The sequence below is a fragment of the Massilia litorea genome (assembly GCF_015101885.1).
Lineage (GTDB): Bacteria > Pseudomonadota > Gammaproteobacteria > Burkholderiales > Burkholderiaceae_D > Telluria > Telluria litorea.
The window spans coordinates 2,922,607-2,937,895 of sequence record NZ_CP062941.1; the positions used below are offsets into that span (position 1 = coordinate 2,922,607).

Annotated in this window: 14 protein-coding genes; 12 read left to right on the forward strand and 2 right to left on the reverse strand. The window is 63.5% G+C overall.

What is annotated here, in order from left to right:
• The first annotated feature begins 6 nt into the window (after positions 1-6).
• From LPB04_RS13070 to LPB04_RS13110, 9 genes are all read left to right on the forward strand, one after another.
• Complete coding sequence (locus LPB04_RS13070) at positions 7-1,011, forward strand: ABC transporter substrate-binding protein (protein ID WP_193685005.1); 1,005 nt, start codon at positions 7-9, stop codon at positions 1,009-1,011.
• A gap of 1 nt (position 1,012) precedes the next feature.
• Positions 1,013-1,861 (forward strand): ABC transporter ATP-binding protein, encoded by an 849-nt coding sequence (locus LPB04_RS13075; protein WP_193685006.1) that lies wholly within the window; start codon positions 1,013-1,015, stop codon positions 1,859-1,861.
• Entirely contained in the window at positions 1,858-2,736 is an 879-nt protein-coding gene (locus LPB04_RS13080) for an ABC transporter permease (protein WP_193685007.1), read from the forward strand. The genes LPB04_RS13075 and LPB04_RS13080 overlap by 4 nt, the downstream gene beginning before the upstream one ends.
• A gap of 545 nt (positions 2,737-3,281) precedes the next feature.
• Positions 3,282-5,012 (forward strand): acetolactate synthase 3 catalytic subunit, encoded by a 1,731-nt coding sequence (locus tag LPB04_RS13085; protein ID WP_193685008.1) that lies wholly within the window; start codon positions 3,282-3,284, stop codon positions 5,010-5,012.
• Positions 5,012-5,503: an acetolactate synthase small subunit gene (ilvN, locus tag LPB04_RS13090; protein ID WP_193685009.1), complete on the forward strand. Its 492-nt coding sequence runs from the start codon at positions 5,012-5,014 to the stop codon at positions 5,501-5,503. The genes LPB04_RS13085 and ilvN overlap by 1 nt, the downstream gene beginning before the upstream one ends.
• 173 nt (positions 5,504-5,676) lie before the next feature.
• Complete coding sequence (ilvC, locus tag LPB04_RS13095) at positions 5,677-6,693, forward strand: ketol-acid reductoisomerase (protein ID WP_193685010.1); 1,017 nt, start codon at positions 5,677-5,679, stop codon at positions 6,691-6,693.
• Between the two features lie 121 nt (positions 6,694-6,814).
• Positions 6,815-7,582 carry an SIMPL domain-containing protein gene (locus LPB04_RS13100; RefSeq protein ID WP_193685011.1) on the forward strand — a complete coding sequence of 256 codons (768 nt, stop codon included), beginning with the start codon at positions 6,815-6,817 and terminating at the stop codon, positions 7,580-7,582.
• Positions 7,583-7,726: 144 nt separating this feature from the next.
• A complete protein-coding gene (pssA, locus tag LPB04_RS13105; protein WP_193685012.1) occupies positions 7,727-8,596 on the forward strand; it encodes a CDP-diacylglycerol--serine O-phosphatidyltransferase in 870 nt (289 codons plus the stop codon).
• 58 nt (positions 8,597-8,654) lie between these two features.
• Positions 8,655-10,199, forward strand: coding sequence for a 2-isopropylmalate synthase (locus LPB04_RS13110; RefSeq protein WP_193685013.1), 1,545 nt, complete (start codon positions 8,655-8,657; stop codon positions 10,197-10,199).
• A gap of 157 nt (positions 10,200-10,356) precedes the next feature.
• On the opposite strand, the gene LPB04_RS13115 is transcribed toward LPB04_RS13110, so the two are convergent.
• Positions 10,357-11,067 carry a hypothetical protein gene (locus LPB04_RS13115; RefSeq protein ID WP_193685014.1) on the reverse strand — a complete coding sequence of 237 codons (711 nt, stop codon included), beginning with the start codon at positions 11,065-11,067 and terminating at the stop codon, positions 10,357-10,359.
• A 99-nt stretch (positions 11,068-11,166) separates the two neighbouring features.
• Here LPB04_RS13115 and LPB04_RS13120 point away from each other — a divergent pair, with 99 nt between their 5' ends.
• Positions 11,167-12,027 (forward strand): alpha/beta hydrolase, encoded by an 861-nt coding sequence (locus LPB04_RS13120; protein WP_193685015.1) that lies wholly within the window; start codon positions 11,167-11,169, stop codon positions 12,025-12,027.
• A gap of 3 nt (positions 12,028-12,030) precedes the next feature.
• On the opposite strand, the gene LPB04_RS13125 is transcribed toward LPB04_RS13120, so the two are convergent.
• Positions 12,031-12,519 (reverse strand): hypothetical protein, encoded by a 489-nt coding sequence (locus LPB04_RS13125; protein ID WP_227496396.1) that lies wholly within the window; start codon positions 12,517-12,519, stop codon positions 12,031-12,033.
• 186 nt (positions 12,520-12,705) lie between these two features.
• On the opposite strand from LPB04_RS13125, the gene rpsO reads away from it, so the two are divergent.
• Positions 12,706-12,975, forward strand: coding sequence for a 30S ribosomal protein S15 (gene rpsO, locus LPB04_RS13130; protein WP_192055423.1), 270 nt, complete (start codon positions 12,706-12,708; stop codon positions 12,973-12,975).
• Positions 12,976-13,159: 184 nt separating this feature from the next.
• The gene (gene pnp / locus LPB04_RS13135) at positions 13,160-15,262 is read left to right on the forward strand and encodes a polyribonucleotide nucleotidyltransferase (RefSeq protein WP_193685017.1); all 2,103 of its coding nucleotides are present in this window, start codon (positions 13,160-13,162) and stop codon (positions 15,260-15,262) included.
• The last annotated feature ends 27 nt before the right edge of the window (positions 15,263-15,289 follow it).

Below are 15,289 nucleotides of genomic sequence, written 5' to 3' on the forward strand. Positions count from 1 at the left end.
AAACAATTGAACATTAAAAAAATCGCTGCCGCGCTGGTCGCTGCCTCCCTGGTCGCCGCCCTGCCTGCCGCCCACGCCGAGGGCAAGATCCGCATCGCCGAGCAGTTCGGCGTGGTGTACCTGCTGCTGAATGTGGCGCAGGACCAGAAGCTGATCGAAAAGCACGGCAAGAAGCAGGGCGTCGAGATCGACGTCGACTGGGTCAAGCTGTCGGGCGGCGCGGCCGTGAACGATGCGCTGCTGTCGAACTCGGTGGACGTGGTCGGCGCCGGCCTCGGCCCCTTGCTGACGATCTGGGACCGTACGAACGGCAAGCAGAACGTGCGCGCCGTCGCCTCGCTCGGCAATTTCCCCTATTACCTGATCAGCACGAACCCGGCCGTGAAAACGATCGCCGACTTCGGGCCGAAGGACCGCATCGCGCTGCCCGCCGTCACCGTCTCGGTACAGGCGCGCCTGCTGCAGCTGGCGGCAAGCAAGCAATGGGGCCCCGCCCAGTACAAGAAACTCGATCCGCTGACGCAAGCCGTGCCGCATCCGGACGCGGCCGCCGCCGTGATCGCCGGCGGCACCGAAATCAACGCCCACTTCGCCAATCCGCCGTTCCAGGAGCAGGAGCTGGCCGGCAATCCGAAGGCGAAGATCGTGCTCGATTCCTACCAGGTGCTGGGTGGGCCGGCCTCGTCGACCGTGCTCTATGCCACTGAAAAATATGTGAAGGAAAACCCGAAAACCTACCGCGCCTTTCTCGATGCCCTGGTGGAGGCGGCGCAACTGGCCTCGACCAATCCGGAAGCGGCGGCCGACGCCTACCTGCGCGTGAACAAGGGCAGCATCGACCGCGCCTTGCTGGTGAAAGTGATCAAGGATCCGAAGGTGCAGTTCAAGGTGGCGCCGCAGAATACGCTGGGCCTGGCCCAGTTCCTGCACCAGGTGGGCGCGATCAAGAAGAAGCCGGAGAGCTGGCGCGATTACTTCTTCGAGCATCCGGCGCTCGCCTCGGGGAGCTGAGATGAAAACACCTCCTTTGCAGGTCGTGCCGCCGACAGGTCCCTTGCTGCGCGCGGAGCATGTGACGCTCGAATACACGGGTAGCCGGGGCGTCGTGCGTGCCACCGACGATGTCAGCTTCGACGTCCACCGCGGCGACCGCTTCGTCCTGCTCGGGCCTTCCGGTTGCGGCAAGTCGACGTTGCTGAAAGCGGTGGGCGGCTTCATCACGCCGCGCGCGGGCAGCCTGCGCCTCGGCGGCAAGCCGATCACGGGACCGGGACCGGACCGCATCGTCGTGTTCCAGGAATTCGACCAGCTGCCGCCCTGGAAGACAGTCGAGAACAATGTCATGTTCCCGCTGCTGGCCGGCGGCATGAAGAAGGCGGAAGCACGCGAGCGCGCCCGCCACTGGCTGGGCAAGGTCGGCCTGGCGCGCTTCGCCGAGGCGTATCCGCATACCCTGTCGGGCGGGATGAAGGCGCGGGTCGCGATCGCGCGCGCATTGGCCATGCAGCCGGACATCCTGCTGATGGACGAGCCTTTCGCCGCGCTCGACGCGCTCACCCGGCGCACCATGCAGGAACAGCTGCAAACCCTGTGGGAAGAAATCGGTTTCACGATGTTGTTCGTGACCCACTCGATCGAGGAAGCGCTGGTTGTGGGCAACCGCATCCTGCTGCTGAGCCCTCATCCGGGCCGCGTACGCGCTGAACTCAACAGCCACCAGTTCGACCTCGGCAGCGCGGGCAGCGCGGAGTTCCAGGCGGCGAACGAACGCATTCACCGGTTGTTGTTCGGCGACGGGCGCGTAGGCGAAACCCCGGCGCGTGTGGCGCCGGCTCACCAGGCCCTGGCGGTGCACTCATGAACGCGCTCAAGCATCCTCCGATTCGCCCGGAATACGAACTGGCGCTGGCCGTGCCTGCCGGTCCTGTCCCTCACCAGCAGCAGTCTGCGGCAGCGTTCGCGCCGCTGGCCAATCTTGCCTGGCTGCGCAAGGCCGGCATCCTGCTGGTGCTGGCCGCGATCTGGGAAGCGGTGGCGCGCTGGTACGGCAACGACCTGCTGCTGCCGACCGCCCTGCAGACGGGGCGGGCGCTGGTCGACGGCCTGGCATCGGGCGAACTGGTCGGCTATATCGGCGTCTCGTTCGCCACGCTCACCCAGGGCTATTTGATGGGCATCGCGGGCGCTTTCCTGCTGACCTGGCTGGCGGTGTCGAACCGGCTCGGGCGCGAACTGATCGAGACGCTGACCTCGATGTTCAATCCGCTGCCGGCGATCGCCTTGCTGCCGCTGGCGCTGCTGTGGTTCGGCCTGGGCAAAGGCAGCCTGATCATGGTGCTGATGCATTCGGTGCTGTGGCCGCTGACCCTGAACGCCTGCGCGGGCTTTCGCGCGGTGCCGGAGACGCTGCGCATGGCGGGGCGTAATTACGGGCTTGGTGGCTTGCGGCTGGTGCTGCAGATCCTGATTCCAGCGGCGCTGCCGGCGATTCTGTCGGGACTGAAGATTGGCTGGGCGTTTGCATGGCGCACGCTGATTGCGGCGGAGCTGGTGTTTGGCACCACGTCGGGGCAGGGTGGATTGGGGTGGTTCATTTTCCAGAGCCGGAACGAGCTGTTCACCGATAAGGTGTTTGCCGGGTTGGCGGCGGTGATCATCATCGGCTTGGCGGTGGAGCATGTTGTGTTCCAGACGCTCGAGCGGGTGACCGTGCGGCGGTGGGGGATGGAGCGCTAACGAGTGCATAAGTACGGCCGCGTGGGCTCAAGAGCCCACCCTACGGTGCACCGCCTTTCGTAGGGTGGGCACTCGTGCCCACGCGGTTCATTATCCGCACATCCGCACAATGAAACTCATCGTTGCACCGCAAAATACGTACTAACCCCTACGCCCCGATGCGCACCAAAACCATGCATCTGACCTTTTCTATTTTTTATCTTGACCAAAATGGTGCAACGCAGTAAGGTGTTCCTCACGCTTTGCATCCCCAAAGCTTCACCGTCAGTCTGACCGGCACACAAGGCCTGGAACAGCATGACACGCTTTCATTTGTAGGCAGTTTGCTCCAACCCGTGCCACAAGCGCGAGAGATGCGTCGAGCCGCTACAGACACTCAGCCAAACGAGTTGCGCCCAGCGCCGTTCCAAAGGGTATCGATTGATATCCGGGAGTTCGACGTGACCGCAGAAAGAAGGGAAGCTGAAGGCGCTGTGGGGCAAATCGCACCTCGTTAGGAAAGAGCATCCGATCAATCTCCCTCTGGGTTTTGAAAGGAATGGTTCATGAATAACGAAACATCAGTCCCCATCACGGGCGCTGAAATAGTCGTCCGTTGCCTGGCCGAGGAAGGCGTGAAACACGTCTTTGGCTATCCTGGCGGCGCAGTGCTGTACATCTACGACGCCATCTTCCAGCAAGACAAATTCCAGCACGTCCTGGTGCGCCACGAGCAGGCAGCCGTCCATGCGGCCGACGCCTATTCGCGCAGCTCGAACACGGTCGGCGTCGCCATCGTCACCTCCGGTCCGGGCGTCACCAATGCCGTCACCGGCCTCTCCACCGCCTACATGGATTCGATTCCGATGGTGGTGATCAGCGGCCAGGTGCCGAGCCATGCGATCGGCCAGGATGCGTTCCAGGAATGCGACACCGTCGGCATCACCCGCCCCGTGGTCAAGCACAATTTCCTGGTCAAGGACGTCAAGGAACTGGCGACCACCATCAAGAAGGCCTTCTTCATTGCCCGTACCGGCCGTCCCGGCCCCGTGCTGGTCGATATCCCGAAGGACATCAGCATGCACAAGTGCATGTTCGAATATCCGCGCGAAATCGAGATGCGCTCGTACAAACCGGTGGACAAGGGTCACACGGGCCAGATCCGCAAGGCCGTCCAGCTGCTGCAAAGCGCCGAACGCCCGATGATCTATGCCGGCGGCGGCGTCATTCTCGCGAATGCCTCGCAGGAGCTGAACCGCCTGGTCGACAAGCTCGGCGCCCCGGTGACCAATACGCTGATGGGCCTGGGCGGTTCGCGCGCGAGCGACGAGCGTTTCGTGGGCATGCCCGGCATGCACGGCACCTACGAAGCGAACATGGCGATGCAGCATTGCGACGTCCTGATCGCAATCGGCGCCCGCTTCGACGACCGCGTGATCGGCAACCCGAAGCACTTCGCCAGCCATCCGCGCAAGATCATCCACATCGACATCGACCCGTCTTCGATCTCGAAACGGGTGAAGGTCGACATCCCGATCGTCGGCAACGTCAAGGAAGTGCTGACCGAATTCCTGGCCCAGCTCGATGCCGCAGGCGCGGCCCGCGCCAACCCGGAATCGCTGCGCCCCTGGTGGAAGCAGATCGACGAGTGGCGCGGCCGCGATTGCCTGAAGTACGAGAGCTCGGACCTCGTCATCAAGCCGCAATCGGTCATCGAGCAGCTGTGGCAAGTGACGAAAGGCGACGCCTTCATCACCTCCGACGTCGGCCAGCACCAGATGTGGGCCGCCCAGTACTACCCCTTCGACAAGCCGCGCCGCTGGATCAATTCCGGCGGTCTCGGCACGATGGGCGTCGGCTTGCCGTACGCGATGGGCGTGCAGATGGCGAACCCGGATGCGACGGTCGCCTGCGTCACCGGCGAAGGCTCGATCCAGATGTGCATCCAGGAGCTTGCCACCTGCAAGCAATACCACCTGACGCCGAAGATCATCCTCCTGAACAACCGCTTCCTGGGCATGGTGCGCCAGTGGCAGCAGATCGACTACGGTTCGCGCTATTCCGAGTCCTATATGGATTCGCTGCCGGACTTCGAGAAGCTGGCCGAGGCCTATGGCCACGTCGGCATGCGCATCGAGAAGCCCTCCGATGTCGAGGGCTCCCTGAAGGAGGCCTTCGCAATGAAGGACCGCCTCGTGTTCATGAACTTCATCACCGACCAGAGCGAGAACGTCTGGCCGATGGTCAAGGCCGGCAAGGGCCTGTCTGAAATGCTGCTCGGATCGGAGGACCTGTAATGAGACACATCATCTCGGTTCTCCTGGAGAACGAAGCCGGCGCCCTGTCGCGCGTGGTGGGCCTGTTTTCGGCCCGCGGCTACAACATCGAAACCCTGACCGTGGCGCCGACCGAAGACGCGACCCTGTCGCGCATGACGATCGTGACTTCCGGCTCGGACGACATCATCGAGCAGATCACCAAGCACCTGAACCGCCTGATCGAGGTCGTGAAAGTGGTCGACCTGACCGAAGGCCAGCACATCGAGCGCGAGCTCATGCTGATCAAGGTGAGGGCGGTCGGCAAGGAGCGCGAGGAAATCAAGCGCACCGCCGACATCTTCCGCGGCCGCGTCATTGACGTCACCGAGAAGAGCTACACGATCGAACTGACCGGCGCCAAGAGCAAGCTCGACGCCTTCATCGATTCGATCGACCGCACCTCCATCCTCGAGACCGTCCGTACCGGCGGCTCCGGCATCGGCCGCGGCGAGAGAATCTTAAAAGTCTGAATGATGCTGCTGGCCAACGCGTACCGTATGGGGTCATTGAGACCAATGATCTCAATGACGGGTTCTCCGGGCTCCCCGAGCCCACGCGTGACCGTCGAGCAGCCAATAGCCAAACAAATGAACAGCCACCCGTGGCAAACAATTAGTAACTAACCAAAATACAGGACAAGACCATGAAAGTTTTCTACGACAAAGACTGCGACCTCTCCCTCATCAAAGGCAAGAACGTCGCCATCATCGGCTACGGCTCGCAGGGACACGCGCACGCCCAGAACCTGTCCGAATCGGGCGTCAACGTCACCGTCGGCCTGCGCCGCGGCGGCGCGTCCTGGAACAAGGTCGAGCAGGCCGGCCTGAAGGTCGCCGAAGTCGATGAAGCGGTCAAGAACGCAGACATCATCATGATCCTGCTGCCGGACGAGAACATCGCCCAGGTCTACAAGGAAAACGTCGAGCCGAACGCGAAGCAGGGCGCGGTCCTGGCCTTTGCCCACGGCTTCAATGTCCACTACGGCCAGGTCGTGCCGCGTGCCGACCTCGACGTCATCATGATCGCCCCGAAAGCGCCTGGCCACACCGTGCGCGGCACCTACCGCCAGGGCGGCGGCGTGCCGCACCTGATCGCCGTCTACCAGGACAAATCCGGCGCCGCGCGCGACGTCGCACTGTCCTACGCCATGGCCAACGGCGGCGGCCGTGCCGGCATCATCGAGACCAACTTCCGCGAAGAGACCGAGACCGACCTGTTCGGTGAACAGGCAGTGCTGTGCGGCGGCGCCGTCGAACTGATCAAGGCCGGTTTCGAGACCCTGGTCGAAGCGGGCTACGCCCCTGAAATGGCCTATTTCGAGTGCCTGCACGAGCTCAAGCTGATCGTCGACCTGATCTATGAAGGCGGCATCGCCAACATGAACTACTCGATCTCGAACAACGCCGAATACGGCGAGTACGTGACCGGCCCGAAAGTCGTGACCTCGGCCACGAAAGAGGCGATGCGCCAGTGCCTGAAGGACATCCAGACCGGCGAGTACGCGAAGAGCTTCATCCTCGAGAACAAGGCCGGCGCCCCGACCCTGATCTCGCGGCGCCGCCTGACGGCCGAGCACCAGATCGAGGAAGTCGGCGCCAAGCTGCGCGCGATGATGCCGTGGATCGCGAAAAACAAGCTCGTCGACCAGTCGAAGAACTGATGCGGTAAGGGACAGGTTTCGTCACCGGGCGATCTGAAGTGCAACTTTCCATTACAAAATCACGATGGATGGAAGCACGGCGGTATCGTATAAGTAGGCCCCTACTTAAACCGGAGAAACCATGTCCCTGCCAAAACTGATCCTCGTCGCCGGCCTCGTGCTGGCAGCCAACGCCGGCGCGCAAACGCTGCCGGCGCCCGCATCGTCACCATCCACCGCGGGCACGATGGTCATCGTGCCGGCCAACGGCGAAGTGCGCCACGCGAACGACCAGGCAACGGTCGTTTTCGCCGTCGAGGAATTCGACAAGGACAAGGCTGCGGCCGCGTCGCGCGTGAACCGCAAGATGAAGGAAGGCACCGAGATCGTGCGCCGTGCCGATCCGAAGGCGGAACTCAAAACGCAAGGCTATTACACCTATCCGGTCTACCCCGAGCCGCCGGTGCCGATGCCGGCGAGCCGTACGCCCGTGAAGCCGGTGCCGAGCGGCTGGCGCGTCGGGCAGTACCTGGAGGTGAAGACGACGAATCTGGCCGAGCTGCCGAAGACGGCGGCTGCGGCGCAGAAGGTGTTACAGATTAACGGCATCAACTTCGGCCTGGCCCCGGCAACCGAGAAGATGCTGGACGACCAGCGGATCGCCGCGACTTACCGCAACCTGAACGAGCGCATCGTCTCGATCGCGCGCGCGATGGGGCGCCAGCCGGCCGATGCGGTGCTCGATACGGTCGACTTTGAAGGAACCGGAAATTATGGCGGGGACCGCAGCGAGAAGATGATGATGCGCGCCGCGGCGCCCGCTTCGGCGGATGCGGCGGCCGAACCAAGTTTTGAACCAGGAGAAACGACGCTGCAGATGCGTCTGGTAGGCAAGGTGAAGTTCAAATAAAAGGAATCCGAAATAAGCCTCCCGGTAAACCGAGGCGTTTGCCGTTATGGATTCCAATAGTATCCGTTCGCTAACATGCCGTTCCCGCCCCTATAATGGTGGAAACGGCGCCAGCGAGCGCGATCACCTTGAATACGGAACTTTATGCCAGCCTTTCCACGACGTAAGAAAAATGGAACAGCGCCCCGCGCGCCACGATTTTCCCGCCTGAAGCGCTTCGGCCGGCGGGCGGAAGACAAGGGCGCCCCCCGCGGGCGCGGCATTTATTTATTGCCGAACGCCTTTACGACCGGCGCGCTGTTCTGCGGTTTCTACGCGATCGTGATGGCGATGAACCAGCGCTTCGAGCACGCCTGCTGGGCCGTGTTCATCGCGATGGTGCTGGACGGGCTGGACGGGCGCATTGCGCGCCTGACGAATACGCAGTCGGAATTCGGGGCGCAGTACGACAGTCTGTCGGACATGGTGTCCTTCGGCGCGGCGCCGGCGCTCGTGATCTACGAGTACGCGCTGCGCGGTTTGGGCAAGCTGGGCTGGATCGCCGCCTTCGTGTACTGCGCCGGCGCGGCGCTGCGCCTGGCGCGCTTCAACACGAATATCGAGGTGGTGGACAAGCGCTTCTTCCAGGGCTTGCCCAGCCCGGCGGCGGCGGCGCTGGTGGTCGGCTTCATCATGATGATGAGCGACCCGGACATCAACATCAGCGCGCGCCAGGTCGACTGGGTGAGCTGGTGCATCGCGGTCTTCGCCGGCCTGACGATGGTGTCGAACGTGCCGTTTTACAGTTTCAAGGACGTGAACTTCCGCAAGTCGGTTCCGTTCATCGTGGTGTTCCTGATTGCCCTGGGCCTGGCCCTGGTGGCGATCGCCCCGGCCGTCGTGCTGTGGCCGATTTTTGTAGTGTACGGTTTGTCGGGCTATGTGGTGTTCGCGATCCAGCGCGCCAAGGGCAAGCGGGTCAGCATCATCCCGACCGACGAACCGATCGAGAACGATAAAGTCGAGCGCCGCTAGGGTCCCGCCGAGGGGTCCGGCCGGCGCTCGTTGATCAACAAGCGCATTGGAGCTCCTCATGTTTGACCCGAACCGCCTCATCATTTTCGACACGACCCTGCGCGACGGCGAGCAATCGCCGGGCGCCTCGATGACCAAGGACGAAAAAGTCCGCATCGCGCGCCAGCTCGAACGCCTGCGGGTGGACGTCATCGAAGCCGGCTTCGCGGCCGCCTCGCCGGGCGACTTCGAGGCCATCCGCGCGATTGCCAGCGTGGTGCGCGAGTCGACCATCTGCTCGCTCTCGCGCGCCAACGACCGCGACATCGCGCGTGCCGCCGAAGCGCTGATGCCCGCCGAGCGCAAGCGCATCCACACCTTCCTCGCCACCTCGCCGCTGCACATGAAGGTGAAGCTGCGCATGGAGCCGGAACAGGTGCTGGAGCAGGCGAAACTCGCCGTACGCTTCGCCCGCAACCACACCGACGACATCGAATTTTCCCCGGAAGACGGCAGCCGTTCGGACGAGGACTTCCTGTGCCGCGTGCTGGAAGCCGTGATCGCCGAAGGCGCGACCACCATCAACTTTCCGGATACCGTCGGCTATGCCACGCCCGAAGTCTACGGCGAAACCATCCGCCGCCTGCGCGAACGGGTGCCCAATTCCGACAAGGCCATCTGGTCGGTGCACTGCCATAACGACCTGGGGCTGGCGGTGGCCAACTCGCTGGCCGGTGTCGCCATCGGCGGCGCGCGCCAGATCGAATGCACGATCAACGGCCTCGGCGAACGCGCCGGCAACACGGCCTTGGAGGAAGTCGTCATGGCGCTGCGCACCCGTGCCGACTACTACAAGCTTACCCTCGGCATCGACACCACGCAGATCGTGCCGGCCTCGAAAATGGTCTCGCAGATCACCGGCTTCGCAGTGCAGCCGAACAAGGCCGTGGTCGGCGCCAACGCCTTTGCCCATGCCTCCGGCATCCACCAGGACGGCATCCTGAAGGCGCGCGAAACCTACGAGATCATGCGCGCCGAAGACGTCGGCTGGCATGCGAATAAAATCGTGCTCGGCAAACTCTCGGGCCGCAACGCCTTCAAGGCGCGCCTGCAGGAACTGGGCATCGAGCTCGAATCGGAAGCCGAAGTCAACGCCGCCTTCGCCCGCTTCAAGGAGCTCGCCGACCGCAAGAGCGAGATCTTCGACGAGGACATCATGGCCCTGGTCTCGGCCGAGGATCACGCGCAGGAAGGCGAGTACTTCCGCTTCGTCTCGCTGTCGCAGCGCTCCGAGACCGGAGAACTGCCGCATGCGCGCGTCGTGTTCCAGATCGACGGCAAGGAATTTGCCTGCGAAGGTTCGGGCGACGGGCCGGTCGACGCCACCGTGAACGCCATCGAGAGCGAGGCCAAGACCGGCGCGGATTTGATCCTGTTCTCGATCAACGCGATCAGCGGCGGCACCCAGTCCCAGGGCGAGGTGACGATGCGGCTGTCGCGCCAGGGGCGGATCGTGAACGGCGTGGGCGCGGACCCGGACATCGTCGTGGCCTCGGCCAAGGCGTATCTGTCGGGCTTGAACAAGCTGCACTCGAAGGTGGAAAAGGCGCACCCGCAGCTTTGATGCGGCGGTCGCGGGGCTGTTGGCTGCGCCGCTATCGGTTTGCATGATCCGCGTGGGCATGAATGCCCACCCTACGGTCGATCAAGCAAATCGTAGGGTGGGCATTCATGCCCACGCGGATTCAAAGCCGCTGACGGCACAGGCAACAGCCCCAGCCTCACTTCCACTTCTGCTTCGTCGCCGGCTGCTCGTCCTCGTCGCAATTGGTGAACTTCGGCTTGATCCCATCCCGCATGGTATCGAGTCCGTCGGGCGCGTGATTCGATTCGTAGGTCACGCAATAGGTGCCGGCCGCGCCGACGACACGGTAACGCCTGCGCCCATACCCGCCCGGGTCGAGGATCTCTTCGACCTTGGGCGCCTGGTACCACTTGTTGGGCGCCAGCTCGGCCGCCCGGGCAATCCCTTTTTCCAGTTTCATCTGCCGCGTCTCCACCGGTGCCTGAATGCCGCGCGCCGGATTCTCCGCACGCAGCGCGCGATCGATGGCGCCAACGGCGGCCCTGGCGTCGCGCAGCAGGTCGGTAGACGATGGCGCCGGCGCAGCGTCGGCCATTGGCGGCGCGGGCAGGGCGATCGTCCCGGGTGTGGGCACGGCTTGCGCCGGCTCGACCCGCTGCGGCCGCGTTTCCACTGCGCGCTGCCTTGTGGCCGGGGCAGGCGAGGGCGGCACGCGGTCCGGGCGGTCGGGCATGGCCTCCGGTGCCGGCAACAGCCGCAGGAACTGCACACGCTGCGGTTCGTCGTCGTCCTGCCACTTCACCGGCCGCGACAGCTGCCACGCGCCGACCAGCAGCACATGCACGGCCAGCGACACGCCGATGGCTGTCAGCGAGCGCGGTTGCGGGAACGGTTGTGCAGTTGCCATGGTGGCTGAAGTATAGGTGTACTTCTTGCCTCTGTGGAAACAAACGCATATGCATGCTCATGTGCGACACGCCGCGCCGCGGGTCCCTATACTCGGCGCATGAACAAACTCATCTATGGTGCGGCCGTGCTGCTCACCGGTGCGCTAGCCGCCTGCTCGCCGCTCTCGGTCGTGAACGCCGTGTCGCCCGGCGGCGCCGTCCAGGCCATGCCGGCGCTGCGCTACGGCGCCGATCCGCGCAACATGCTCGACGTCTACCGTCCGGCGGCGGGGAACCAGGACGCACCGGTGATCGTCTTTTTCTACGGCGGCAACTGGGTCAGCGGCAAGCGCCAGGACTATGCCTTTGTCGGCCGCGCCCTGGCCGCGCGCGGCTTCGTGGTCGTGATCCCGGACTACCGGTTGTATCCGCAGGTGCGCTACCCCGACTTCCTGGACGACGGCGCCGCCGCCGTGGCCTGGACCGTGCGCCAGATCGCGGCCCATGGCGGCAATCCGAAGAACATTTTTTTGATGGGCCATAGCGCGGGCGCCTACAACGCCGCCATGCTGGCGCTCGATCCACGCTGGCTCGAACACCAGGGAATGACGCGCAGCATGCTGCGCGGCTGGATCGGCCTGGCCGGCCCCTACGACTTCCTGCCGGTACAAAACCGCACGACGCAACCCGTCTTCAATGCACCCGAGACGCCACCCGACTCGCAGCCGCTGCGCCACGTCAGCGCGCTGGCGCCGCCGGCACTGCTGATCGCGGCCAGCAAGGACAAGCTGGTCGACCCGGCCCGCAATACCGGCGGCCTGGCGGCAAGCCTGCGCGCCGCCCACGTGCCGGTGCGCGAGGTGTATTACGACGGCGTCAGCCACACGACCCTGGTTGCTTCACTGTCCAGTTCGCTGAAACGGCTGGCGCCGACGCTCGACGCGGTCGAGGCGTTTATCCGCAGTGACGGCGGACGCTAGGATTTACCAGCGCCGGTCGCGCACCTCGAACATCGGATCCGGCCCGTTCATCATCTGGCGCACGATGCCCTGCTCGTCGAAATGCACGTGCATCAGCGAATTCCAGACGCCCGCTTCCTTGTAGCGATAGGACCAGACCTCGTAATTGTGCAGCCGCACGCGCGATTGCTCGGCCGGGCGGCCGATGATGCGCAGGACGTCGGCCTTGGTGGCCTGGTCGACCTTGATGGTCGCGAATTTTTCCCCCGTCAGCACCTGTTCGTACGACGCCAGCCGGCCGTCCGCGCCGATCCGCGCCATCCAGGTGAACTGGCCGAACGGGGCAGTTGCGTATTCGAGCTCCTGGCCGCCGTCGGGAAGCGGGTAGATCCCGGTCGGCTGTCCCAGCTTGGCGGTGACGCTTGCGACCGGCTCGCCCAGTGCGGGCGGCTCCCGAAACACGGCGCAGCCGGAGAGAACCAGTACCGCGCACAGCGTTGCCATTCTTGCCATGGTGTGCATGAAATTCCTCGACATCTGCTTGATAACGCCATGATGCCCGAAACCGGCGGCAGCAAACGCTGGTGACGCCAGGCGTTTTCGCATATACTGGCGGGTCTGTCCGCAAGGGCAGGTTTTTTTAATCAAATCACGGTGCGCTGGGTTGCGACTCTTGCACCGCATGTGAAAGGTAACATCATGTCCGTAGAAAACATCAACAAGTCGGCAATCATCGCCGACAACGCACGTGGCCAGAACGATACCGGTTCGCCGGAAGTCCAGGTCGCACTGCTGACCGCACGCATCAACGAACTGAACGGCCACTTCAAAGCCCACCAGAAAGACCACCACTCGCGCCGCGGCCTGATCATGATGGTCAACCGTCGTAAGAGCCTGCTGTCTTACCTGAAGAGCAAGGACCTGAACCGTTACCGCGACCTGATCGCCAAGCTCGGCCTGCGTAAGTAATTTTTGCGCCAGACGGCTTAAGTCACGAAATGCCTGCGTCAGTTCGACTGTCGCGGGCATTTTTTGTTTGAGCGTTTGTTGTTTTTGTTGTAAAGACGCGTAGTAAAGGCGGTCCTTGAGACCGTCTGCGGTGAGGTGAACGACAGCTCCTGAAAATCTGTCGGCAAATAGAAAGGGATTACCAATGTTTAATAAAGTTACGAAGACCTTCCAGTACGGCCAACACACCGTCACCCTGGAAACCGGTGAAATCGCCCGTCAGGCTTCCGGCGCCGTCCTGGTGTCGGTCGAAGACACCGTGGTGCTGGCTACCGTCGTCGCACGCAAGGACGCCAAGCCAGGCCAGGATTTCTTCCCGCTGACCGTCGATTACATCGAAAAAACGTATGCTGCCGGTAAAATCCCGGGCGGTTTCTTCAAGCGCGAAGGCCGTCCTTCCGAAAAAGAAACGCTCACCTCGCGCCTGATCGACCGTCCGATCCGTCCGCTGTTCCCGGAAGGCTACCTGAACGAAGTCCAGGTCATCATCCACGTGCTGTCGGTCAATCCTGAAATCGATCCGGACATCCCTGCGATGATCGGCGCCTCGGCCGCCCTGTGCGTCGCCGGCATCCCGTTCAACGGCCCGATCGGCGCCGCCCGCGTCGGCTACGCCAACGGCCAGTACATCCTGAACCCGAGCACCACCCAGCTGAAAACCTCGCAGATGGACCTCGTCGTCGCCGGTACCGAAACGGCCGTGCTGATGGTCGAATCCGAAGCGCAGCAGCTGTCCGAAGAAATCATGCTGGGCGCGGTCGTCTTCGGCCACGACCAGATGCGCGCCGTGATCGACGCGATCCACGCCCTCGTCGAAGAAGGCGGCAAGCCTGAAGTCGAGTGGAATGCACCGGCCAAGAACGAAGCCCTGATCGCCCAGGTGACCGAGCTGGCTGCCGCCAAAGTGCGCGACGCCTACCAGACCCGCGAAAAGTCGGCACGCCAGCAAAAGCTGAAGTCGCTGTCGTCGGAAGTCATGGCAGCCCTGTCGGAGCAAGGCGTCGCCGCCGATGCAGCCGAAGTCGGCAACATCCTGTTCGACATGGAAGCCAAGGTCGTGCGTTCGCAGATTCTGGACGGCGAGCCACGCATCGACGGCCGCGATACCCGCACCGTGCGTCCGATCTCGATCCGTACCGGCGTGCTGCCGCGTACCCACGGTTCGGCCCTGTTCACCCGCGGCGAAACCCAGGCGCTGGTCATCGCGACCCTCGGCACCGCCCGTGACAGCCAGAAGATCGACGCGCTGATGGGCGAGTACACCGACGACTTCATGATGCACTACAACATGCCTCCGTTCGCCACCGGCGAAACCGGCCGTGTGGGCACCCCGAAGCGCCGCGAAATCGGCCACGGCCGCCTGGCCAAGCGCGCACTGGTCGCAGCCCTGCCTAACCCTGAAGATTTCAGCTACTCGGTGCGTCTGGTGTCGGAAATCACCGAATCGAACGGTTCCTCGTCGATGGCATCGGTCTGCGGCGGCTGCCTGGCACTGATGGACGCCGGCGTGCCGATGAAGGCGCACGTCGCCGGCATCGCCATGGGCCTGATCAAGGAAGGCGGCAAGTTCGCCGTCCTGACCGACATCCTGGGTGACGAAGACCACCTGGGCGACATGGACTTCAAGGTCGCCGGTACCACCGCAGGCATCACCGCGCTGCAGATGGATATCAAGATCATGGGCATCACCAAGGAGATCATGCAGGTGGCACTGGCGCAAGCCAAGGAAGCCCGCCAGCACATCCTGGTCGAGATGCAGAAAGCCGTGCCGAGCGTCAAAACCGAACTGTCGGACTTCGCTCCACGCCTGATCACGATCAAGATCAACCCTGAGAAGATCCGTGACGTCATCGGCAAGGGCGGCGCCGTCATCCGCGCGCTGACCGAAGAGACCGGCACCCAGATCGACATCACCGACGAAGGTATCGTGACCATCGCCTCGGTCGACGCCGCCGCCGGCCAGGAAGCCAAGCGCCGCATCGAAGAGCTGACCGCTTCGGTCGAAGTGGGCAAGACCTACGACGGCACCGTCCTGAAACTGCTGGACTTCGGCGCCATCGTGCAGGTCATGCCAGGTAAAGACGGCCTGCTGCACATCTCGCAGATCGCCAACGAGCGCGTCAACGCCGTGGCCGACTACCTGAAGGAAGGCCAGCAAGTGCGCGTGAAGGTCCTCGAGACCGACGAGCGTGGTCGCCTGAAGCTGTCGATGAAGGCTGCGGATCCGGCGGAAGCTGCGGCGCAATAAGCAAGGCTGAAGCGGTTCGCCGCTTCG